Below are 21,844 nucleotides of genomic sequence, written 5' to 3'. Positions count from 1 at the left end.
GGAATGAACAATAACAAACAAATCCCAAGAATATTGAGTGCGGGACTCTCGGCTATTCCCGATGCTTCGGTAGACTGCTGTCTTGTTCGGTTACCCGCTTCTTCAGCGCACGTGCGTCAGGTGCGAGCCCTTGCAGGAGAACTGGATCGGCTCTTGAAACCCGAGGGATCGGCGTGGCTCACCGTCGATGACAGCCGCACCTCGGGCGGTCTTGGCGGGCTGCCGTGGCGGGTCGCGTTCGTGCTCCAGAATGACGGCTGGCTTCTTCGCAACGCCGTCGTCGTCAGCATCGAGGACGGTAAGTGCGAAACTGTGCTGTTCTGCGTGAAACAAGCACGCTATTACTTCGATCTGTCGGCAGCTCGCTCAGCGCTGGGTCCGAGCCGCGGTGATGTTCTGCTGGCAGGACGAGCCGCGTTCGCGGACCGGGTTGTGCTTGCGGCATGCCCGGAAGGCGGGGTCGTCTTGGATTTGACGGACGGGCCGGAAGCAAGGGCGGCCGCAGATCGCTGGAGGCGCAGGCTTGTCCGCGTGCCACAGGCAAGGGCGGCCGCGTGATGTTGGTTCACGACGACGGGCAAGTAGCTCTTTACTGCGAGGACGCGGTTGTGGCATTGCGGTGTCTGCCAGCCGGGTCGGTGGACTGTGTGGTGACATCGCCGCCGTACTGGGGTTTGCGGGACTATCGGATCGCCGGGCAGATCGGCGCCGAGGCCACGGTGAGCGAATATGTCGAGCGGCTTGCGGGCGTGTTCGACGAATTGGCGGTCGTGCTGGCATCGTCTGGCTCGGTGTGGCTCAACTTGGGGGACAGCTACGGCGGTTCCTGGGGCAACTATGTCGCCGCCGGCTCGGCGGCGCGTACCGCAGCCACACGGTCTCGGTCGCCGTACGGCCGGCATCGTCCGCCGCAGGCGCGGCGTCGAGCGAAGGATCTGGTCGGGGTTCCGTGGCGGGTCGGGCATGCGTTGCAGGATCGCGGCTGGGTGGTACGGCGGGAGATCGTCTGGCACAAGCCGAACGCGCGCCCGGAAAGCGTCCGAGACCGGTTCTCCCATCGGTACGAGACGATCTTCGCGTTGACCCGAGACCGTCGAGACCATGGCGAGACCGGCGTCGAGACCTGGGCGGGACAGGACCTGTGGACGGTCCCGGCCGGCCGCAGCGGAGTGGGGCATCCGGCCGTCGGGACAGTAGAGATCGCCCGCCGGTGCGTGCGGTTGGGGTGCCGGCCCGGAGGGACGGTGCTGGACCCGTTCTCGGGCAGCGGGACCACGGGTCTCGCTGCCCGAGAGCACCGGTGCCGTTTCATCGGCATTGACCTCGATCCCGACAGTCATCGGGTGGCGTTGCGCCGACTCGGCCTCGATGAGGAACAGCCATGACTGTCGACGTGCCGGGGATGACATTGGCTGAAGCCGCGGCCTTGCCGGCGGTGGTGGATTTGATGACGGCCGCGCGGGTGCTGCGGATCCGGCGGACGACCGCCTATGCGCTGGCTCGCTCTGGCTCGTTCCCTTGCCCTGTTCTGCGGGTGGGCGGCGTGTATCGAGTTCCGACGGCGGGGTTGCTGCGGCTGCTGGGCGTCGATCACCTGATGCGGTGATCTCGCTTCTGCTCGGGCTTCCCCGAGTGCGGGTCGCAGCGCGAGTATCGATGTCCGAGAAACCGCCCTGGTGGGTGATGGCCAAGACGAGAGGGGTCCACGTGCCTGTTGCGAAGGGATCGGTGTTCCGGCGTTGTTCGTGCCGGGACGCTAAGGGGAAGTCGTTGGGCGGCGAGTGCCCGAAGCTGCGGAACAGGCGGCATGGGCAGTGGTTCTTCCGTATCGAGCTTCCGCCTGATGCTGCGGGCAACCGGCGTCCGCGTCGTCGCGGCGGTTACGAGAGCGCGACGGATGCCGAGACTGGTCTCGGTCGTGTCCGGGACTTGCTCGCGATCGCGGAGGAGGACGACGAGGAGACGCTGCGCAAGATCGGCGATCTCGTCGCAGCTGTGATTGCGCAGAAGCAGCCGTTGCCGGAGGTGGAGCCGGTGCGGCGGCTGGTGCGGGCGGCCGCACCAGCGCTGGAGCATCCGTTCATGGACGAGGTGTTCGATGCGTTCCTGGTGTTGAAGAAGCGCACGGTGAGCCGGAACATGTACCGCTCTTACGAGTCGCACGTGCGACTCTATCTTCGGCCGCATCTGGGGAGGATCCGCCGGGACCGGCTGCGGGTGGGGCATCTGGACGCGATGTTCGAGGCGATCGTGGACCACAACGAGGTGATCGCGGAGTACCGCGCCAGCGGCGACCCGCGCAAGATCGCCGCGGTGAAGTGGCAGCGGCCGGTCGGGCCGTCGTCGCTGCACCGGATCAGGGAGTCATTGCGGGCGATCCTGAGTCCTGCGGTGAACGAGGGGCTGTTGCTGGTGAATGTGGCGAAGCTGGTGGAGTTGCCTCCGGCGGTGCGGCCGCGGCCGAAGCTGTGGACTCCGGAACGCGTCGCGCTGTGGCGGGAGACCGGAGAGGTCCCGTATCCGGTGATGGTGTGGACCGGGGAACAGACAGGGGAGTTCCTCGATTCGGCAGTCAATCATCCGCTGTACCCGTTGTTCCACCTGATTGCCTACACCGGCCTGCGGCGGGGCGAGTCGTGCGGGCAGCGCCGTTCGGACACCTTCCTGGACGCGGCGAGCCTGGAGGTGGCGAACCAGATCGTCCAGTACGGGTGGGAAACGGGGCAGAGCAAGCCCAAGACCCCGTCGTCGGAGGGCGTTATCGCGCTGGACCCGGACACGGTGCTGGTGCTGCGGGCGCACCTGGTCAGTCAGGACGAGGCGAAAGCGAGGCTCGGCAGCGACTGGGTCGAGAGCGACTTGCTCTTCACCTGCCCTGACGGCAGTCCGCTGCATCCCGCGGACGTCGCGGATGAGTTCGCTCGCCTGATTCGGGAAGCCGGTCTTCCGCCGATTACGTTGCACGGGCTGCGGCACGGCGCTGCGACGCTGGCGTTGGGGGCGGGGGTGGACATGAAGGTGATCCAGCACATGCTCCGCCACTCCTCGATCAAGGTGACGATGGACCTCTACACCAACGTCGCTCAGGAAGTCGCCGCCGACGCCGCCCGGAAACTCGCCGGAGCCATCCCGCGGAAGACGGCGCTGCACCCGGTCCGCGCGCTCGGGCTCCCCTCGGGCTCGCAGGAGACCACAATGGACAGACAGCAGTCGGAAGACTCTTGCTCAGATAGCACAAATCCCCAGGTCGAATACTTCTCGAACCTGGGGACTGAGGGTGCGCCATCAGGGACTCGAACCCCGAACCCGCTGGTTAAGAGCCAGCTGCTCTGCCAATTGAGCTAATGGCGCTTGGTACTTCCCGCCGCTGTGGTTTCCCTCGGCGACGTGGAAAAGATTAGCAGGGCGTTCAGGCCCCGTTCCAGGGGGGTCCTCTTTTCGGCTCGCGGGGGCAACCGCCCTGGTCAGCGGCAGTGACCCACCTTGAACCAGGCGAGCGAGGGCCAGTGCGTCGGCAGCTGGACCAGGGGAGAAGTCGCAGTGACCTGCGCGACACCCGCACTGCCACCGTAACCCCGGAAATGACAAAACCCCGGCTTCTCCGGAAAAGATCTCGGTGAAGCCGGGGTGCAAGGGTGGCTAACGGGGCTCGAACCCGCGACCTCCTGGACCACAACCAGGTGCTCTACCAGCTGAGCTATAGCCACCATCTGGCAAAAAGATCTCGCGATCGCCTTGCTGGAAGCAATCCTAGCGGGTGCCCGCGAGCGCTTTTCAGGGGGTCACCCTCGGTGGCGTTCCAGCACTTCAGCGGCGGCGGCTTTGGCCTCGTCGCTCGTCGGGCCGGGCTGGGGGACGAAGGCGATCGCGCGGTAGTACTCGAGTTCGCCGACGGACTCCCTGATGTCCGCGAGCGCGCGGTGGGCCAGGCCTTTCTCCGGCTTGGCGTAGTAGATCCGCGGGTACCAGCGGCGCACGAGCTCCTTGACCGACGACACGTCGACCATCCGGTAGTGCAGGTGGCTGTCGAGCGCGGGCATGTCGCGGGCGATGAAACCGCGGTCGGTCGCGATCGAGTTGCCGGCGAGCGGCGCGCTGGCCGGGTCGGGCACCCATTCGCGGATGTACTCCAGCACGCGCTGCTCGGCCTCGGCCAGCGTGGTCGTCGAGGCGCGGACCTCTTCGGTGAGGCCGGACTTGGCGTGCATGTCGTGGACGACCTGCGGCATGCCGTCGAGCTTGGCGTCGTCGGCGTGGATGACGATGTCGACGCCCTCGCCCAGCACGTTCAGGTCGGCGTCGGTCACCAGCGCGGCTATTTCGATCAACGCGTCCTTGCCGAGGTCGAGCCCCGTCATCTCGCAGTCGATCCAGACAAGATGGTCGTTCACCCGCACCACCCTAACCCGACACGGGGATATCAGCGGCGTCACCTGCGCTTCCGGCGCGTTACGCTCGGTCAGCCAGTGCAACGAGGTGTGATTTCGGACTCGGAACGGGGTGCGGCCAGTGGCCGAGCAAGCGTCGGGACCAGCTGCGGAGATCGCGCAGGGATATGTCAGCGACGGGGCGGCCGTCGAGCTGGGCGCGGTGGTGATCGACGGGAAGACGGAAGCGTCGGCCGCGGTCCGGTTGCCGCTGGCGACGCTGAACCGGCACGGCCTGGTCGCGGGCGCGACCGGCACCGGCAAGACCAAGACGCTTCAGTTGATCTCCGAGCAGCTGTCCGCGGCCGGGGTTCCGGTGGTGCTCGCCGACGTCAAGGGCGACCTGTCCGGGCTGTCCGCGCCCGGCGAGGCGAGCGACCGCACCGCGAAACGGTCCGCGGAACTGGGCGACGACTGGGCGCCGGCGGGCGGTCCGGTGCAGTTCCTGTCGCTCGGCACCAGTGGCACCGGGATCCCGGTGCGCGCGACGATCACCAGCTTCGGGCCGGTGCTGCTGTCGAAGGTGCTGGGGCTGAACGAGACGCAGGAATCGACGCTCGGCCTGATCTTCCACTGGGCCGATCAGCGCGGTCTCGCCTTGCTGGACACCAAGGATCTGCGGTCGGTCATCACGCATCTGACCAGCGACGAGGGCAAGGAAGACCTCAAGGGCATCGGCGGGGTGTCCGCGGCGACGGCGGGCGTCATCCTGCGGGCACTGTCCAATCTGGAGGCTCAGGGCGGCGAGGAGTTCTTCGGCGAGCCCGAGCTGGACGTCCACGACCTGATGCGCCAGCAGGACGGCATGGGCGTCATCACCTTGCTGGAGCTGGACAATCTGCAGTCCAAACCGGCGCTGTTCTCGACGTTCCTGATGTGGCTGCTGGCCGAGCTGTTCGAGGAGCTGCCCGAGGAAGGCGACCTCGACCAGCCGAAGTTGGTGTTCTTCTTCGACGAGGCGCATCTGCTGTTCTCCGGTGCGTCGAAGGCGTTCCTGGAGCGGATCGAGCAGACGGTGAAGCTCATCCGGTCGAAGGGCGTCGGCGTGTTCTTCTGCACGCAGCTGTCGACCGACATCCCGAACAACGTGCTGTCCCAGCTCGGCGCGCGGGTGCAGCACGCGTTGCGCGCGTTCACGCCGGATGACCAGAAGGCGTTGGCGCGCACGGTGAAGACGTATCCGAAGTCGCAGCACTACGACCTCGAGACGGCGTTGACGTCGCTGGGGATCGGCGAGGCGATCGTCACCGTGCTGTCCGAGCGAGGGGCGCCGACGCCGGTCGCGTGGACGCGGCTGCGTGCGCCGCGGTCGAAGATGGGGTCGATCGGGGCGGACGCGATCCGCGCGGCGGTCACGTCGTCGGAGCTGAACGCCAAGTACGGGGAGACGATCGACCGGGAGTCGGCGTACGAGAAGTTGACGGCGAAGGCCACGCCTGCCGAGCCTTCCGCGCCCGCTGCCGAACCTGAGGCGCGAGTTGCTCCGAAGCCGGAGAAGGAGGAGCCGGGGATGATCTCGCAGGTGTTGAGCAACCCGGCGGTGAAGTCGTTCATGCGCTCGGCGGCGAGTTCGCTCGGGCGGGAGTTCTCGCGCGGGCTGTTCGGCAACCGGCGGCGTTGAGATACCTGACAGGAGATGGCAGGTATCCGCGGTTGACTGTGCCTGATCGAGTTTCCGGCAGAGGAGCAGCAGCATGACCAGTACCGCCGTCGCCGCGTTCGAACTGGACAAATGGGAGCCGCGGGCGCAGGACGAGGCCGGTGGCACGGCGTTCGCGCAGGTGCTGATCGAGAAGACGTTCACCGGGGCGGTCGAGGGGACCAGCCGGGTCGAGATGCTGACGGCGTCGAACGAGACCTCGCGCGCGTACGTCGCTTTCGAGCGCTTTACCGGCTCCGTCGACGGACGGAAGGGCGGCTTCGTTCTCCGGCACACGGCCGGGGACGAGGGATTGTCGCTGGTCCTGCTTCCCGGCTCTGGCACGGGCGAGCTGGCAGGTATCTCCGGGTCGGCCGACATCGCGGTCGACGAGGCGGGCAAGCACACGTTCACGCTGGTCTACGAGCTGCCGGGCGCGTGAAGAAGCCGCTCTCTCCAGGTCCCGAATCCCCGGAGAGAGCGGCCAGGTTTCCTCACCGTCCCGAGTGAGGAGCGAAGGCGGGCCGCCCCGACCGCGGTCCGCCTCCGGGGTTCCCGGTCAGCCGTTCCCGATCTGGTCGACGATCTTGTTGGCGTCGTTGATCGGGATGGCGAACCCGATCCCGACGCTGCCGGCCGAGGAGTTCGGGCTGTAGAGCGCGGAGTTGATTCCGATGACCCGGCCCTGGCTGTCGACGAGCGCGCCGCCGGAGTTGCCCTGGTTGATCGAGGCGTCGGTTTGGATCGCGGTGTAGCTGGGGCCGGACGTGACGTTCGAGGTCTGCCTGCCGAAGGGCGAGTTCTGCTGATCGCCGCCGGTCCCGCCTCCGACGTCGGACAGCGGCCGGTTGAGCGCGCTGACGATGCCGGTGGTGACGGTGTTCTGCAGCCCGCCCGGCGACCCGATCGCGATGACCTGCTGCCCGACGGCGAGCTTGCCCGAATCGCCGAGCGTCGCGGCGGTGAGCCCGCTCGCACCTTGTGCCTGCAGCACCGCGATGTCGCTCTTGGTGTCCGAGCCGACGACCTTGGCCTGGTACTTCTTACCGTCCGACGTGCTGATCGTGACGGTCTGCGCCCCCTGCACGACGTGCGCGTTAGTGAGGATGCGGCCGTCAGCGGTGAGAATGACGCCCGACCCGATCGCCGTGCCTTGCCCAGTCGTGACGTTCACCTGAACAACACTGGGCACGACTTTCGCGGCGACGGTGCTGACGTCCCCGGAGCCGGTGGTGTTGCTGATGGTCTGCCCGGTAGCGGAGGACGACGCAGTGGTCGAGGAGCCGCTGGAACCGCCGCTCAGCCCGACGATCGCCGCGCCCGCACCACCGCCGAGGAGCGCTGCGGCCAGCGCAGTGGCCCCGACGAGGACAGCCATGCGGCCAGGCCGCTTCCGCGGACCGGCCAGCGCCGCGGGCGGTTGCGCGGGCTGTGGCATCGGCCCGTAGTGCGGGGTGCCGGGTTGGTGCTGTGCGGCGTGCTGGTTCGGCAGGGGAGCGGTGTTCGGCTCGGACTGTTGAGCAGTGTCCGATTGCGTTTGGCGTGCGGTGTTCGGCTGAGATTGCTGGGCAGCGCTCAGCCCGGCTGACTGGCGTTGCTGGGCAGTGCTCGGCATGACCGGCTGGGATTGCTGAGCAGCGCTCAGTCCGACCGCTCTGGGTTGCTGGGCGCTGTACGGCCCGACCGGTTGGGCACCACTCGGCCGACTCGCCGGGACACCGCCGGGCGTCTGCGCGTCACCCGGTGCCGGTTGCTGTGCGGGTCCCGCCACCGCTGGCTGCGCGCCATCGACCGCCGACGGCCTTTGCCGCGCGCTCTGCTGCGACTGCGGCACCGCCGGAACTTGCGGGCCGACGTGCGACATCTCCGCGTTGCCGCCGAACGGACTCGACCCGGCCCGGTACTGGCCGTACTGCTCACTGCTCTGGTGCGGCTGGCGCCCACCGGGTGTAGCGGGGCCGGGCCGGCTCTCGTTCTCGGTCATGAACCCAGACTCGCGCCCGTGCTTATGAGCAGCCTGTGGAAAACCCTCAGGCTTTCCTGAGAAGAATAAGCTGAGAATTCTCAGCCGTTCTCAGGCAGCGGTGCATCGTCGCCCGTGCCGTGCCGTGCCGTGCCGTGCCGTGCCGTGCCGTGCCGTGCCGTGCCGTGCCGTGCCGTGCCGTGCCGTGCCGTGCGCCGACAAGATCCCGCAATCGCTCGGTCCCCGCTACCGCCACGGCGTCAGACCAACCTGCGCGAACCTCCAGCCAAACCAGCGCGCAACTCCAGTCAAACCCGTCAAGCCGTCCGACGCACCTCCTCTCCAGCCTCGCGGCCCATCGTCATCTCCACCTTCTCCCTCTCTCCCGCCACACGTCAGTCGAAGAAACTCGGCACGTCCAGCGCCCCTCCCGATGCCTCGAACTCGTCGTGCACGGCTTTGCGCAGGTCCGCGTCGGCGAGATAGTCGGCGGCTGTCAGCGCCAGACCCAGTGCACCGTCGACGACCGCTTGATCACCCGTCTGCGACCCGGCGGCCTCGGCGAATTCTTTGGTGTGCAACGCGACCGTCGGCCCGGACACCGCGATCATCGGATGCAGCGCGGGCATTCGGAACGACAAATTTCCGAGGTCCGTGCTCCCGGTCAGGAATTCCGGCACGATGCCCGGCGGCAGCGGCTTCCGCCCGGTGCCCTCTTGGTTGACCGACCACCGCCCGGCCAGCGTGGTGTTGAACCGGATCGGTAGGTACGCAGGCTGCTCGTCCCAATGCAATTCCACCCCGCAACCCGTCATTTCTGCTGCGCCCTGGGCGATTGCGGTCATCCGGTTGGCCAGGTCGCGCAGCGTCTCCGGATTCGCCGACCGGAGGTAGAACAAAAGCGCCGCCCGGGCTGGAATCACGTTCGGCCGCGCGCCGCCATCGGTGAAGATGCCGTGCACTCGATCGCTCGACGGCAACTGTTGCCGCAGCGCGGACACTCCTTGATAGGCCGCCACCGCCGCGTCGAGCGCATTGCGCCCCATGAACGGCTGCGCCGAAGCATGTGCGCCAACCCCGTGGAACACCATCTCCAGCTGTCGCCTGCCGAGGAACGGGTGCAGTGCGATGTCGTGGCTGAACGGATGCAGCATGATCACCGCATCGACATCGTCGAAGATCCCAGCACGCGCGAGCGTTTCCTTGCCGCCACCGCCTTCCTCCGCGGGCGTGCCCACCAGTGACACGCGACCGCCGAGTCGTTCGGCCACTGCCGCCGCGCCGAGGAACCCGCCGGCTCCGGCTGTGCAAATAACGTTGTGCCCGCAGCCATGTCCTAATCCGGGCAGGGCGTCGTACTCGGACAGGACTGCGATGTGCGGCCCGTCGTTGTCCGGAGTTCCCGTGCGCAAGGCGGTATCCAGCCCGCCCAGCCCGACGGTGACTTCGTGTCCATGCGCACGCAGCAACTCGGCGAGCGCGCCGACTGACCGGTGCTCGGCGAACCCTTCTTCCGGATGCGCGTGCAGATCCTGACTCAGCGCGACGAGTTCGTCAGCTCGGGAACGCACTTCTTCTTCAACCGCAGCACGGGTTTCCGCGTCGGCTCCGGTGTGGTCGGAGCCGAGCGGTTCAGCGGCGGCCACGGCGTCGGCGGTGGCTTCGACGAGGGAACGGAGGTGGCTGTCGTCGGGCGGGACAGGTGCGGCGTGGGTCATGCGGGGAATGCTATCGCCGAACCCTGACAAAAATGGATCACCGCACGTCGGACAGCCGACCGGAGACGAGTTGGGCGACCCCGAAGTACTGCTCGTGCACCTCGTCGAAGCCATGCGCGCGCAGGCTGGCCGCGATCTCCCCGCGGTCGAACATGCGTTGCCCGCTGACGATTCCTCCTGCGGTGTCGGCGATCCGGGTCACCTGGCAGTCACGGCGAGCGCTGGTGAGCAGGACGATGCGGCCGCCGGGACGCAGGACCCGGGTGAACGAATCAAGCGCGCGTTCCGGCTCGGCGAACATGTGCAGGGCGGCGAAACAGCAGATCGCGTCCACAGTGGACGAAAGCAGTGGCGGCTCGACCGCGTCGGCGCGAAGGTAAGTCACGGCCGGCGAATCAGTTTCTTCGACCGCGCGCGAAAGCATGCTGCGTGCGCCGTCCAAGCCGATCGCAAGCCCGTCTGGTCCTACTGCGTCCCCGAAAGCGCGCGTGAACCGGCCGGTCCCGCACGCGACGTCGAGCACGACCTGGCCTGGCTGCAGCGAGAGACGTTCGGCGGCCAGGGCGACCTCGTCGGTCATGCTCGGGCCGCTGGGGCCTTTGAGGACGCGGCCGAGCACTGGCCGCCAATAGCGTTCGTAGACCTGCGGCAGCAGTGTGGTGCGCATGAGCCGCTGAGTGAGTCCGGTGGGCGGCCCGGCTTGGGCAGCGTCGCCGAGCGTGTCGAGGAAGCCGTCGACTGTCGTGGCCGGTTCGCTGAGCAGGTCAGTGAGCCGTTGCTGGGTGCTGTGGTGGGGCACGGGGGTCCTCTCGGTGGGGATACCGGCAGTATGCGGCATCAGTGGCTCCCTCGTTCGAGTGAAGATCGGCCCGATCAAGCGTTCGATGCCCGGCATTGTCGGTGCCTGTTCCTAACGTCGTCCGCACGGTCTCCGACCCGCGGAGGCCAGCGAGGAGGACTGTCTGATGACCGCACCGATCCTGCGTCCGATCGACCTGCCCACGGGCGAAATCGCCGTGCACGGGGCCTTCGACCTGAGCGCCGCGGCGCAGTGGCTCGCCGCGGCGGGCCCGGTCGGATCCTTCGCGGCCGAGCCAGGCGTGTTGCGGTTGGCGTTCCCGGTGGAGGGGACCTGGACCCACGCCGGGGCAGCGATCCGGCAGAGATCCCCGGGCACGGTCGAAGTCGGCGTGGCGGCGCCGGTGGAGATCGCCGCGCGAGTGGTCTCGCAGGTGAGCCGGATGCTCTCGCTCGATGTCGACGAATCCGGTTTCGCCGAGGTCGCGAGCCGTGACTCCGTGGTCCGGCGGTTGCAGGCTCGCCACAGCGGAGCGCGTCCAGTGCTGTATTCGTCGCCGTACGAAGCAGCCTGCTGGACCGTGCTCACCCAAGGAATGCGTGCTCGGCAGGCGATGCGGTTCCGGGAACAGCTCGCGGTGCGACACGGCCGTCAGGTTGGCGACGATGGGCCGTTTTCCTTTCCCGCACCGCAGATTCTGGCCGAGCTGGGCGACGAACCGTTGGTCGGACCGTTCCGGCTCGCGCGCCTTCGAGCCGTCGCCCGGGCAGCAGCCGATGGGCGTCTGGACGCTGAAGAGCTTCTGGCGCTGTCGATCCCCGACGCGATGACGCGGCTGTGCGCGATTCCGGGCATCGGAGCGTTCTCCGCCGAGCAGATCCTGCTGCACGGCGCGGGACATCCCGATCTCTTCCCGCGGCTGGACACTCAGCTTCACCAGATGCTGTGCGCGGAGTACGCGTTGCCTCCAGACACGCCGCCGGACGAGCTCGAACCGCTGGCTGAGGACTGGCGTCCGTATCGGTCGTGGGTTGCGCATCTCTTCCGGTTCGACCGGCTGAGGACGTCGGAGTCCGGGGAGGTGGCGGACTGAGCGGTTGCTGAAGTCGCGGATCGACAGGAGGGAGACGTTATGGAGTGAGGCTGCCGCCCATACCGAATCGCGGCCGACGGTTGTTGCCTGGGCACTCACAGGGGCCAAATAGCGCCTGTGGTGAGGTGTCCGCGTGACTACGCCTGTACTCGCCGTCTCGACTGTGCTCAGTGCTCGACCGGGTACCGGAGAAATCTCTGGTGCGGCCATGGCAGCGGGCACTGGGACAGTCGGTGCGGCGTTGGAACAGGCGAACACACCCAGCGTCATCACGTTGGTCACCGGCGGTATCGCCTTGCTGGTAGTGCTCGCCGGCGGGACGCCGTGGCGGTTCGCCCGCAACGTCATCACGATCGTGCACGAGGCCGGCCATGCGCTGGCCGCGGTGACGGTCGGGCGACGGCTGCGGTCGATCCGGCTGCACTCGGACACCTCCGGGGTCACCGTGTCGCGCGGCAAGCCCGAGGGGCCGGGCATGGCGTTCACGGCCTTGGCCGGGTACGTCGCGCCGTCGGTCTTGGGGCTGCTGTTCGCGAGCTTGGTCGGGGCTGACCTGATCACCGCGGTGCTCGTGCTGGTCGCGTTGCTGCTGCTGGGTGTGCTGATCATGGTGCGCAACGCCTACGGCGTGTTCACGGTGGTCGCGAGTGCCATCGTGCTCGGGCTCGTGGCGCTGGTCGCGCCGAAGGTCGTGCAGGCGCCGTTCGTGTATCTGCTGACGTGGTTCCTGCTGTTCGGCGGGGTCCGGCCGGTGGTGGAGCTTCAGCTCAAACGGCGACGTGGCCAGGCGCGGGACTCCGACGCAGATCAGCTCAGCCGGTTGACCGCCGTGCCCGCGGTGTTGTGGGTGCTGGTGTTCGGCGTGCTCACGGTGAGCTGCGTCATCGCGGGCGGGCTGTGGCTGTTGCAGCCGTTGGCGTTGTGATGCTGCCGCTGCGGTTCTGGCCTGTGGCGAGCTGACGCGCGGACTGGCGGCTCGGTCGCGCGGGGCGAGCTGATACGCGGGCTAGTAGCTCGGTCGCGTGGGGTGACTGCGTGGGGCCGCTGGGTTGTAGCGGAGCGGTCGGTGGTGCGGCGGCGACGTCTGTGGGCGTCGAATTGCTGCGGGGCCGGTGGCTGGACTGCGCGAGCTGATGTCGTGAGCGCACGGCTGCGGTGGAGCGGCTGGCTGTGGGCTGGCACCGGTGCGGGCGGGCAGCTGCTGGGGTGCGTCGGTTGACGTCGTGGGGCGCTGGGTTCCGTCGTGGTGATTGGGCACTGGTGACGCTGTGGGTGCCGCGGGCGTGGGGCTGTGCTGTGTGGCTCCTCGGGCAGTAGCGGGGCCTCGCGGTCGCGGCTTGTCGCCTGGCCTGGACCGCCGTCTGTGTTCGCGGTGGTTGGCGGGCTGAGCAGGTGGCACGGTGGGGTCGGCGCGACCGCGTGGCGGTGTGACGATGCGATCGCGGCCTGGGCACCGGCCGGACATCAGCAGCGCCGGTGGCTGGCTTGGGCGTGTCCTTGGCTGCGGCGGCGAACCCCGGGCGGAGCGCACCGGTCGTGAGCGGCGGCGTTGTCGACCATGTTGTCCACCAGGCGACTGGCGCGGCGAGTGTCCCGAGGGCTGAGCCCGTCGTCTCCCCATGTGGGCGGTACGGCAGACTGGACGTCTGCTGAGCCGCCGGAGGGAGACAGGCGATGGACGAGGTCGCGAAGGCCGTCGAGGAGTGTGCGCGGGCGGCGAAGGCGGCTGCGCCGTCGTTGGCTGCCGCCGGGGACGACGCGGTGGACGCGGCGCTCGTCGGGATGGCGGAGCGGCTCGTCGCGCACCGGGACGAGGTGCTTGAGGCCAACCGGGCCGACGTCGCCAAGGCTACGGCCGACGGGATGAGCGCTGGTCTGCTCGACCGGCTCGCCATCACGCCCGAGCGGCTCGACGGGATGGCCGCGCAGCTGCGGTTGCTGGCTGGCGCGCCGCACCAGGAGCGGTCCGTTCCGGTGTCCACGTTGGACGGTGGGCTGCGGCTGGTCGAGCGGCGGCGTCCGGTGGGTGTCATCGGCGCGAACTACGAGGCGCGGCCGAACGTGACGGTCGATGTGGCGTCGCAGTTGGTCAAGTCGCGCAACGGCGGCGTGCTGCGGACCGGGTCGGCGGCGCTGGGCTCGGCGCAGCGGCTGCGGGACGTCGTGATCGCGCCCGCGCTCGAGGCTGCCGGGATCAACCCGGACGTCGTGCAGCTGGTTCCGCGTGTTGAGCGGGAAGCGGCGTCGGCGCTGGTTCGGTTGCCTGAGCTCGTGCCGCTCGTCATCCTGCGCGGCAGCGGCGACAGCACGCGGGCGTTGGCGACTGAGGCCGCCGTGCACGGGGTGCGCACGTTGGCGCATGCCGACGGTGGCGGGGTGCTGTACGTCGACGCTGCGGCGGATGCGGGCAAGGTCCGGGACCTCGTGTTCTCGAGCCTCGACCGGCTTGGCGTCTGCAACCGGCTGAACCTGCTGCTGATCCACGAGGACGTGCACGACACGGTGTGGCCGCAGGTCGAGTCCGCGCTGGCCGAGCGTGGTGTCACGCCTTCGCTCGCGCCGCACGAGCATCCGATCGGCTACGAGTGGGCGCTGGACTCCGAGCGGGAGGCGACCGTCACGGTGGAGAAGGTCGGCGGGCTCGTCGATGCGGTCGAGATCGCGAACGAGCGCACGTCGGGGCTGGCCGCGGGGATCGCGACCGAGAACCCGGCGGCCGCGGAGCAGTTCTTCGACGGCTACACCGGAACCGGCGTGTTCTGGAACGCGCCGACCCGGCTGCTGGACGGCTTCAAGCTGCTCGCGGTGCCCGAAACCGGCATCAACCTCGACCGGGTGCCGGGTCCGCGCGGACCGGTGACCTACACCGACCTGTACGTCCGCCAGTACGCCGTGGTGCCTGCCTGACCTGGCCGGAGCACGATGAGCGGATGGGCACGATGACCGGGCGGCCGCACGTCCTGCTGTCCGCGGCGCAATCGCTGGACGGCTACCTCGACGACGCCGGCAGCACGCGTCTGATCCTGTCGAACGAGGACGACTTCGCGGAGGTCGACCGGCTCCGCGCCGAGGCCGACGCGATCCTCGTCGGCGCGGGCACGGTGCGGGCCGACAACCCGCGGCTTCTCGTGCGCTCCCCCGAGCTGCGTCGCGAGCGTGTCGCGGCGGGGCGGCCGGAGCAACCGGTCAAAGTGACGGTCACGAGCAGCGGCAAGCTGGATCCGGCGTCGCGGTTCTTCACCGTCGGGGACACCGAGAAGCTCGTCTACGCGCCGCGAGGTAGCGCGGACAGTCTGAGCGCGGTCGCGACTGTGGTGGATGTCGGCACTCCGCCGCAGCTCGAGCGCGTCTTGGACGACCTCGGCGCGCGGGGGATCCGGAAGCTGCTCGTCGAGGGCGGCGGGGCGGTGCACACGCAGTTCCTCGACGCCGGGCTCGCCGACGAACTCCGGCTCGCGGTCGCGCCGATCATGGTCGGCGATCCGCGAGCGCCGCGGTTCCTCGGGCCGGGTGCGTTCCCGCGACCGTTGGAGCTGACGGAAGTGCGGCGGCTCGGGGACGTCGCGGTGCTGCGGTATCGCGCCGCGGCCGAACCGTCGTCGCTCGATCTGCTGCGGTTGCGGCAGGCCATCGAGCTTGCCGACGAGTGCCCGCCGAGTTCGACGTTTCGGGTCGGCGCGGTCGTCGGGCTGCCGGACGGGACGGTGCTCGCCACCGGGCATTCGGGCGAGGGCGATCCGCGCAACCACGCGGAGGAGTCCGCGCTGGCGAAACTCGATCCGCACGATTCGCGGCTCGCCGACGCGACCATGTACAGCTCGCTCGAACCGTGCAGCGATCGCGCGTCCCATCCGAAAAGCTGCACGCAGCTGATTCTCGAAACGGCCATTCCGCGGGTAGTGATGGCCTGGCGGGAACCGTCGTTGTTCGTCGAGGCCGAAGGGGTCGAGCGACTGGTCGCGGCCGGACGGCGGGTGATCGAGGTGCCGGCGCTGGCCTCGGAGGTCCGCCGGGCGAATACGCACCTTCCCGGCGTCCGTCCCTGATTTTCTCAACGCGATTGACGGATCGGGCGCCGCGGCACGGAATCCGCGGCGCAGCGCCCGATCGGGAAAACTAGCCGGTCAGCAGCCTCCGTTGTCGGTCCAGACGCCCCACTGGCCGGTCGTGCCGGGTTCTTCGCCCTGGGTCCACCATTTCGCGGTCCATTTGTGGCTGTTGTGCGCGACCACGGTGCCGCCGGTGTAAACCTGCGTTTTCTGCCATTCCGGTGCCGAACAGGTGCCCGGGGGATTGCTGGTCGGACTGGTTGGGCTCGTCGGGCTCGTCGGCGGAGTGGTCTGCGGAGGTGTCGCGCCGGCGAAGCGGGTGGTGAACTTCGTGAAGTCCCAGTCGTTTTGCTGGACGTTCGAGCACACGCTGTTGTCGGTCGTCGTCGTGCACTGCCGGTCGCGGTTCACTGCCCAGAACGTGAACCGGCCGAGGTGGTGGCTGGTCGCGTAGTCGTACACGGTCTGGAAATCGGAAACGTTGAAGAATTCCGACGAGTCGGATTTCCCGTTCATTCCCGAGAAACCCTCGTGCGAATACGCGGTGTCGCTGTCCCAGCCGAGGTGGCTTTGGAGCAGGCCGTGGAACGCTTCCAGCGCCGACACCTGCGACGCGCCGCCGCCGGTGAAACCGCCGTCGAACGGCATGATCGAGAAGTCGTTGGGGGAGAAGCCGATCGACTTCGCCTGGTCCAGCAACTGGGTGCCGAACCAGCCGGTGCCCGCGGCGGTTCCCGGCATGGTCACCGAGACGAACAGACCGGGGTTGTCCGCCTGCAGTTTCTTCGCCGCGCCGAGTTCGTTCGCGATGGCCGCGGTGTCTTCGTACTCGGGTTCCTCGAGGTCGAAGTCGATGGCTTTCAGGTTGTATTTCGCCACGACCTGCTGGTAGGCGGCGGCGGTCGCGTCGACAGTGCCGCAGGTCTGGCCCAGCTTCGTGCCGCCGTAGCCGCCGACAGAAACCGACACGTCGCCGCCGTTGCCGCGGATGCGGTTGATCGCGTCGCCGACGGTCGTGTCCGAGGAAACCGGCGTGGTGCCGTCCCAGGTGGGACTGCATCCGCCGCTCTTGGGCGCGAGGATGAAGGCCAGCTGGAACGCTTTCTGCCCGGTCGCGTTCATGACCGTCACCGGGTCGGGCGGGTTGTTGCTCTGCGGCATGAGGTACGGCGCGGCGGCGTACCAATTGTTGTCGAGGCCGGTCGACGTCCCGGTCTGCGCGTGGGCGGTCGCGGCCACGACGGCAGCTGCTCCGGCCACGGTAGCGGCGGCGACGAGTGTGGCGGCCAGTCTGCTTCGCTGCATCTGTCCTCCGGCGAACATGCGGAAAATTGATGCGGTAAGCATTGGACTAGACCATTATGAAGTCAAGGTGCGGTCGGCTGCTCTTGTCCGGAGGGGGACGGGTTCGGGGGGTATGCCGGAATTCGGATTCGGCGGGTTCACCCTTGCGGCGCAACGGTTCCGTGCAAAGGGACGCGGACCGCTGGGGCGAGTGGTCCGCTGGGGGAGAGGGTGAGACGGTGACGGTGCGGTTGGACTGGACGGGGGCCGCCAGGGGGCGCGGGGCGCGAACTGCGGTGGTCGGGCGGCGGGGGAAGCTCGGACGGCTCGGTGCGTGGTGGCGGGAGCAGTGGTGGTGGCATGGCTGGGCTGGGCGGGCTTGGCGATAGGGCCCGGGCTGCGGGTGGACGCGGAGCAGGCGCCGGTGGGGCGGCGATGCGGTTGGCTGGTGGGTTTGGCGGTAGGGGTTAGGGCGGTTGGGCTCGCGGTAGGGCTTCGGGCGGTTGGGTGCGGTGCAGACGCTGGGGGATGCGGGCGCGACCTCGCGCTCGATCCAGGGGCGCTGGTGGACGAGGTGCTCGGGCTGGTGGGTTTGGCGGTTGGTCGCAGGGCGGCTGCCGGGTGGGGTCAGGACGCATTCGGGCTTGGGACAGTGAGGCGCCGCGCGGGTGCTGGTGGAACGGTGCCGCGGTCGGCTGATGAGTTTGGCGCGGTAGAGGGTTTGGGCGCAGGGCGGGCACTGGCGGGTTTGGTGGTAAGGGCTTGAAGCAGGTGGGCGCTGGTGGGGCAGCCACGAGGATGCGCGGCTGGGCGCGGCGGCGGGCCGGGGGCAGCGCGGGCGCCGGGGGGCGGCGTGCGTGGTTGGGGTGAGCCGCGCAGCCGAGTGATGGCGACTGGTCGGCACGGACGTTGCCTGGTCAGCGGTGATGGCGGCTGGTCGGCATGGAAGGTGGCTGGTCAGCGGTGACGGCGCCTGGTCAGCGGGAGGGTGGCCGGGTAGCGGAGGTCGGCGGCGCGGTTGGCCTAGTGAGTTCGTCGAGAAGGCCCGGCCAAACTCCGGCAACTGGGCGGGCGCGGCTCGGCCGGATGAGTGGGGACAGTGCGTGGAACCGTCGGTTGCGGCGGAACGGCGGGTTGCTGGAGGCCCGTGAAGGGTATCGCTGCGCGAGGAGCAGCACGCCAGCGGTGAGTTCGCCGGGTTGCCTCAGCTGGCCAGATCCGAACCAGCCAAGACAACCCTCGACGGCCTCAGTCGTTCTCCAGATCGCCTTCCAGCGTCAGGTAAACCTCGCGCATCTGAGCCAGCAACTCCGGATCCGGCTCTTCCCACAGCTCTCGATCCGCGGCTTCCGTCAGGCGTTCGATGATCCCCCGCAAAGCCCACGGGTTCGCGTCCCGCAGGAATTGCTGGTTTTCCTCATCCAAGACATACGACTGCGACAGCTTCTCGTACATCCAGTCGCCGACCACACCAGCCGTGGCGTCGAAGCCGAACAGGTAATCCACGGTCGCCGCGAGTTCGAAAGCACCCTTGTAGCCGTGGCGGCGCATGGCGGACAGCCACCGCGGGTTGACCACCCGGGCGCGGAAGACGCGGGCTGTTTCTTCGCCCAGGGTGCGAGTACGTACAGCATCGGGCGTGGTGGAATCGCCGACGTACGAAGCGGGGGCGGAGCCGGTCAGGGCGCGGACTGTGGCGATCATTCCGCCGTGGTACTGGAAATAGTCGTCCGAGTCGGCGATGTCGTGTTCGCGGGTGTCCGTGTTCTTCGCGGCTACCACGATGCGTTTGTACGACGATTCCATGTCCTCGCGCGCGGGACGGCCGTCAAGGTCCCTGCCGTAGGCGAAGCCGCCCCAGACTGCGTAGACCTCGGCCAAATCCTTGTCGTCGCGCCAGTTTCCGGAGTCCATCAACGGGAGGAGACCGGCTCCGTACGCGCCTGGTTTCGAGCCGAAGATCCGGGTGGTGGCTCGGCGATCGTCACCGTGCGCGGCCAGGTCGGCGGCGACGTGGGCGCGGACGTAGTTGGAGGATTCCGGTTCGTCAAGAGAGGCGGCCAGGCGGACGGCGTCGTCCAGGAGGGTGATGACGTGCGGGAAGGCGTCGCGGAAGAAGCCGCTGATGCGGACTGTCACGTCGATCCTCGGGCGGCCCAGTTCGGACAGCGGGATCGGTTCGATGCCGGTCACGCGGCGGGACGCCTCGTCCCAGACCGGCTGGATGCCCAGCAGGGCAAGGACTTCGGCGGCATCGTCGCCGGAGGTGCGCATGGCGGAGGTGCCCCAGACCGACAGGCCGACCGACCGGGGCCAATCGCCGGTGTCTTCGCGGTAGCGGCGGAGCAGGGAGTCTGCCAGGGCCTGGCCGGTTTCCCACGCCAGGCGGCTGGGGATGGCCTTCGGGTCCACGGTGTAGAAGTTTCGGCCGGTCGGCAGGACGTTCACCAAGCCGCGCAAAGGGGAGCCGCTGGGGCCTGCGGGGATGTAGCCGCCGTCCAGGGCGTGCAGGATTGCGTCTAGTTCGGACGAGGTGCCTGCCAGGCGGGGGACGATTTCGGCGGCGGCGAAGGTCAGGACGCGGGCGACCTCGGCGTCGAAAGCGCCCAGGACCTCGCTCACCACTGAAGAAACTGAAGAAGGGGACCACTCGTGGGTCTCCATCAGGGAAACCAAGGTGTGGGCGGTGGTTTCGATGGCGTCCACTTCGGACAGTGGGGCGTCCGAGTTTTCCTTCAGGCCAAGGGCGGAACGGAGGCCGGGGACGGCGCCTTGCTTGCCGCCCCACATTTGCTGGGCTCGGAGCATCGCGAGAACCAGGTTGACGCGGGCCTCGCCGACGGGGGCCTCGCCCAGGATGTGCAGGCCGTCGCGGATCTGGGCGTCCTTGACCTCGCACAGCCAGCCGTCGATGTGCAGCAGGAAGTCGTCGAATTCCGCGTCGTGCGGGCGTTCGTCGACGCCGAGGTCGTGGTCGAGTTTCGCGGCCTGGATGAGGGTCCAGATCTGGGCGCGGATCGCCGGGAGCTTCGCCGGGTCCATCGCGGCGATGTTGGCGTGCTCGTCCAGCAACTGCTCCAGCCGGGCCAGGTCGCCGTACGATTCCGCGCGGGCCATGGGCGGGACCAGGTGGTCCACGATGGTCGCGTGCGCGCGGCGTTTCGCTTGCGCGCCTTCGCCGGGGTCGTTGATCAGGAACGGGTACACCAAAGGCAGATTGCCCAGTACGGCGTCGGGGGCGCAGGAGGCCGACAGGCCCGCGGTCTTGCCGGGCAGCCATTCCAGCGAACCGTGTTTGCCGAGGTGGACGACGGCGTGCGCGCCGAATTCCTCTTCCAGCCAGCGGTACGCGGCGAGGTAGTGGTGGCTCGGCGGCAGGTCCGGGTTGTGGTAGATCGCGACCGGGTTTTCGCCGAAACCGCGTGGCGGCTGGATCATCAGGATGACGTTGCCGGACTGCAGCGACGCCAGGACGATGTCCCCCTCGGGGTTTGCCGACGTGTCGACGTACAGCGAACCCGGTGCGGGGCCCCAGTGTTCTTCCATCGCTTCTCGCAACTCGACCGGCAAGGCGGCGAACCAGGAGCGGTAGCGGGCCGCGGGGACGCGGATCGGGTTGCCGGACAGCTGTTCTTCGGTGAGCCACTCAGGGTCTTGGCCGCCCGCGGCGATCAGGGCGTGGATCAAGGCGTCGCCGTCCGGCTGGTCGGTGCCGGTCGGGTCGACGCCGGGGAAAGCATCCGCGCCGAGGTCGTAGCCGCGTTCGCGCATGAGGCGCAGGAGTTCGATCGCCGAAGCGGGGGTGTCGAGGCCGACTGCGTTGCCGACGCGCGAGTGCTTCGTGGGGTACGCGGACAGCATCAAGGCGATCCGGCGAGAAGCAGGCGGGGTGTGGCGGAGCCGGGCGTGCGCGAGAGCGATGCGGGCGACGCGGGAGGCTCGTTCGGTGTCGGCGATGTAGCGGGGGAGGCCGTCGTCGTCGAACTCCTTGAAGGAGAACGGGACGGTGATGATCCGGCCGTCGAATTCCGGTACCGCCATCTGGTTGCCCGCGTCGAGCGGCGACAGGCCGTCGTCGCTGGCGGACCAGGTTTCGCGGTCGCTGGTCAGGCACAACGCCTGCAGCACCGGCACGTCCAGCGCCGCCATCTCCGCGACGTCCCACGATTCGTCGTCCCCGCCCGCGCCGGCTTCCGACGGACGGGTGCCGCCCGCCGCCAGCACGGTGACCAGCAGGGCGTCGACCTTGCCCAGCTCAGCCATCATCTCCGGCGCGCGCGTGCGCAGGGATGCCGTGTGGATCGGCAACGCGCGGCCGCCCGCGGACTCGACCGCGTCGGCCAACGCGTGCACGAAACCGGTGTTTCCGGACAGGTGGTGCGCGCGGTAGTAGAGGATCCCGATGACCGGACCATCACCTGCGGGAGCCGGCCGCGAAAGCACGCCCCACGACGGCAGTTCGGCGGGCGGCTCGAAGCCTTCGCCGGTCAGGAGCAGGGTGTCGGACAGGAACCGGTGCAGTTGCGTGAGGTTCTCCGGACCGCCCTGCGCGAGATACAGATGCGCTTGCGCGGCGATCCCGGCCGGAGTGGTGGAGAGCTTCATCAGCTCCGCGTCCGGCGTCTGCTCGCCGCCCAGCACGATCACGTGCGCACCGGACGCGCGCAGCGTGTCCAGGCCTTCTTGCCAGGTCCGCGGCGTGCCGAGGATCCGGACGACGACGATCGAGCAGCCCTCGAGCAGCCCGGGCAGGTCGCCGAGCGGAAGCCGGGACGGGTTGCCGAGCCGGTAGTCCGCGCCGCTGGCCCGGGCGCTGAGCAGGTCGGTGTCCGAAGTGGACAGCAGCAGGATCACGGCGTTCCTCACTCGGGG

The 21,844-nt window shown here is 68.7% G+C and carries 15 protein-coding genes, 2 tRNA genes and 1 pseudogene; 10 read left to right on the top strand and 8 right to left on the bottom strand.

Translation table 11 applies throughout. The features are described from left to right. Positions 1 to 3: 3 nt before the first annotated feature. The 4 genes and pseudogenes from ACFORO_RS08325 to ACFORO_RS08310 form a co-directional block, all read left to right on the top strand. The gene (locus tag ACFORO_RS08325) at positions 4 to 558 is read left to right on the top strand and encodes a hypothetical protein (protein ID WP_377868255.1); all 555 of its coding nucleotides are present in this window, start codon (positions 4 to 6) and stop codon (positions 556 to 558) included. A 92-nt stretch (positions 559 to 650) separates the two neighbouring features. Continuing rightward, a complete protein-coding gene (locus ACFORO_RS08320) occupies positions 651 to 1,385 on the top strand; it encodes a DNA-methyltransferase (protein WP_377868256.1) in 735 nt (244 codons plus the stop codon). Next, positions 1,382 to 1,606 carry a helix-turn-helix domain-containing protein gene (locus ACFORO_RS08315; protein ID WP_377868257.1) on the top strand — a complete coding sequence of 75 codons (225 nt, stop codon included), beginning with the start codon at positions 1,382 to 1,384 and terminating at the stop codon, positions 1,604 to 1,606. Before ACFORO_RS08320 ends, ACFORO_RS08315 begins: the two co-directional genes overlap by 4 nt. 50 nt (positions 1,607 to 1,656) lie before the next feature. Beyond that, positions 1,657 to 3,075: pseudogene (locus ACFORO_RS08310) on the top strand (tyrosine-type recombinase/integrase); the annotation flags it as partial. A gap of 203 nt (positions 3,076 to 3,278) precedes the next feature. On the opposite strand, the gene ACFORO_RS08305 reads toward ACFORO_RS08310, so the two are convergent. From ACFORO_RS08305 to orn, 3 genes are all read right to left on the bottom strand, one after another. Then, positions 3,279 to 3,351 (bottom strand) — tRNA-Lys (locus ACFORO_RS08305). Positions 3,352 to 3,634: 283 nt separating this feature from the next. Then, positions 3,635 to 3,707 (bottom strand) — tRNA-His (locus tag ACFORO_RS08300). 75 nt (positions 3,708 to 3,782) lie between these two features. Continuing rightward, on the bottom strand, positions 3,783 to 4,391 hold the full coding sequence (gene orn / locus ACFORO_RS08295) for an oligoribonuclease (RefSeq protein ID WP_377868258.1): 609 nt from the start codon (positions 4,389 to 4,391) through the stop codon (positions 3,783 to 3,785). Positions 4,392 to 4,509: 118 nt separating this feature from the next. Between orn and ACFORO_RS08290 the strand changes: the two genes are divergently transcribed. Further along, on the top strand, positions 4,510 to 6,048 hold the full coding sequence (locus ACFORO_RS08290; RefSeq protein ID WP_377868259.1) for a helicase HerA-like domain-containing protein: 1,539 nt from the start codon (positions 4,510 to 4,512) through the stop codon (positions 6,046 to 6,048). A gap of 73 nt (positions 6,049 to 6,121) precedes the next feature. Then, positions 6,122 to 6,508, top strand: coding sequence for a DUF3224 domain-containing protein (locus ACFORO_RS08285; RefSeq protein ID WP_377868260.1), 387 nt, complete (start codon positions 6,122 to 6,124; stop codon positions 6,506 to 6,508). Positions 6,509 to 6,625: 117 nt separating this feature from the next. Here the strand turns inward: ACFORO_RS08285 and ACFORO_RS08280 are convergent, their stop codons facing one another. The 3 genes from ACFORO_RS08280 to ACFORO_RS08270 form a co-directional block, all read right to left on the bottom strand. After that, positions 6,626 to 7,681, bottom strand: coding sequence for a S1C family serine protease (locus ACFORO_RS08280; protein ID WP_377868261.1), 1,056 nt, complete (start codon positions 7,679 to 7,681; stop codon positions 6,626 to 6,628). Positions 7,682 to 8,424: 743 nt separating this feature from the next. Then, positions 8,425 to 9,747, bottom strand: coding sequence for a M20 family metallopeptidase (locus ACFORO_RS08275; protein WP_377868262.1), 1,323 nt, complete (start codon positions 9,745 to 9,747; stop codon positions 8,425 to 8,427). Between the two features lie 37 nt (positions 9,748 to 9,784). After that, positions 9,785 to 10,546 (bottom strand): class I SAM-dependent methyltransferase, encoded by a 762-nt coding sequence (locus ACFORO_RS08270; protein WP_377868263.1) that lies wholly within the window; start codon positions 10,544 to 10,546, stop codon positions 9,785 to 9,787. A gap of 166 nt (positions 10,547 to 10,712) precedes the next feature. On the opposite strand from ACFORO_RS08270, the gene ACFORO_RS08265 reads away from it, so the two are divergent. The 4 genes from ACFORO_RS08265 (at position 10,713) to ACFORO_RS08250 (ending at position 15,685) form a co-directional block, all read left to right on the top strand. Further along, positions 10,713 to 11,639: a DNA-3-methyladenine glycosylase family protein gene (locus ACFORO_RS08265; protein ID WP_354736633.1), complete on the top strand. Its 927-nt coding sequence runs from the start codon at positions 10,713 to 10,715 to the stop codon at positions 11,637 to 11,639. A 208-nt stretch (positions 11,640 to 11,847) separates the two neighbouring features. Further along, on the top strand, positions 11,848 to 12,564 hold the full coding sequence (locus tag ACFORO_RS08260; RefSeq protein WP_370935189.1) for a M50 family metallopeptidase: 717 nt from the start codon (positions 11,848 to 11,850) through the stop codon (positions 12,562 to 12,564). A gap of 749 nt (positions 12,565 to 13,313) precedes the next feature. After that, positions 13,314 to 14,546 (top strand): aldehyde dehydrogenase family protein, encoded by a 1,233-nt coding sequence (locus ACFORO_RS08255; RefSeq protein ID WP_377868264.1) that lies wholly within the window; start codon positions 13,314 to 13,316, stop codon positions 14,544 to 14,546. A 32-nt stretch (positions 14,547 to 14,578) separates the two neighbouring features. Further along, positions 14,579 to 15,685, top strand: a complete 1,107-nt coding sequence (locus tag ACFORO_RS08250) for a dihydrofolate reductase family protein (protein ID WP_377868389.1) — start codon at positions 14,579 to 14,581, stop codon at positions 15,683 to 15,685. Positions 15,686 to 15,763: 78 nt separating this feature from the next. Here ACFORO_RS08250 and ACFORO_RS08245 read toward each other — a convergent pair whose 3' ends face one another. Then, positions 15,764 to 16,993, bottom strand: a complete 1,230-nt coding sequence (locus tag ACFORO_RS08245; protein ID WP_377868265.1) for a chitinase — start codon at positions 16,991 to 16,993, stop codon at positions 15,764 to 15,766. Between the two features lie 1,227 nt (positions 16,994 to 18,220). Then, on the bottom strand, positions 18,221 to 21,826 hold the full coding sequence (gene cobN, locus ACFORO_RS08240) for a cobaltochelatase subunit CobN (RefSeq protein WP_377868390.1): 3,606 nt from the start codon (positions 21,824 to 21,826) through the stop codon (positions 18,221 to 18,223). Positions 21,827 to 21,844 lie beyond the last annotated feature (18 nt).

It is taken from the genome of Amycolatopsis halotolerans (assembly GCF_042647905.1).
Taxonomy (GTDB): domain Bacteria; phylum Actinomycetota; class Actinomycetes; order Mycobacteriales; family Pseudonocardiaceae; genus Amycolatopsis; species Amycolatopsis halotolerans.
The sequence above is the reverse complement of the archived record's forward strand: the minus strand, read 5'-3'. Positions and strand labels throughout refer to the sequence as shown.

Bases quoted from the DNA above. Each gene is read 5' to 3' on its own strand.
- ACFORO_RS08325 (WP_377868255.1), top strand. From the start codon at position 4: ATGAACAATAACAAACAAATCCCAAGAATATTGAGTGCGGGACTCTCG.
- ACFORO_RS08315 (WP_377868257.1), top strand. From the start codon at position 1,382: ATGACTGTCGACGTGCCGGGGATGACATTGGCTGAAGCCGCGGCCTTG.
- ACFORO_RS08285 (WP_377868260.1), top strand. From the start codon at position 6,122: ATGACCAGTACCGCCGTCGCCGCGTTCGAACTGGACAAATGGGAGCCG.
- ACFORO_RS08280 (WP_377868261.1), bottom strand. From the start codon at position 7,681: ATGCCGAGCACTGCCCAGCAACGCCAGTCAGCCGGGCTGAGCGCTGCC.
- ACFORO_RS08275 (WP_377868262.1), bottom strand. From the start codon at position 9,747: ATGACCCACGCCGCACCTGTCCCGCCCGACGACAGCCACCTCCGTTCC.
- ACFORO_RS08265 (WP_354736633.1), top strand. From the start codon at position 10,713: ATGACCGCACCGATCCTGCGTCCGATCGACCTGCCCACGGGCGAAATC.
- ACFORO_RS08260 (WP_370935189.1), top strand. From the start codon at position 11,848: ATGGCAGCGGGCACTGGGACAGTCGGTGCGGCGTTGGAACAGGCGAAC.
- ACFORO_RS08255 (WP_377868264.1), top strand. From the start codon at position 13,314: ATGGACGAGGTCGCGAAGGCCGTCGAGGAGTGTGCGCGGGCGGCGAAG.
- ACFORO_RS08250 (WP_377868389.1), top strand. From the start codon at position 14,579: ATGACCGGGCGGCCGCACGTCCTGCTGTCCGCGGCGCAATCGCTGGAC.
- ACFORO_RS08245 (WP_377868265.1), bottom strand. From the start codon at position 16,993: ATGCAGCGAAGCAGACTGGCCGCCACACTCGTCGCCGCCGCTACCGTG.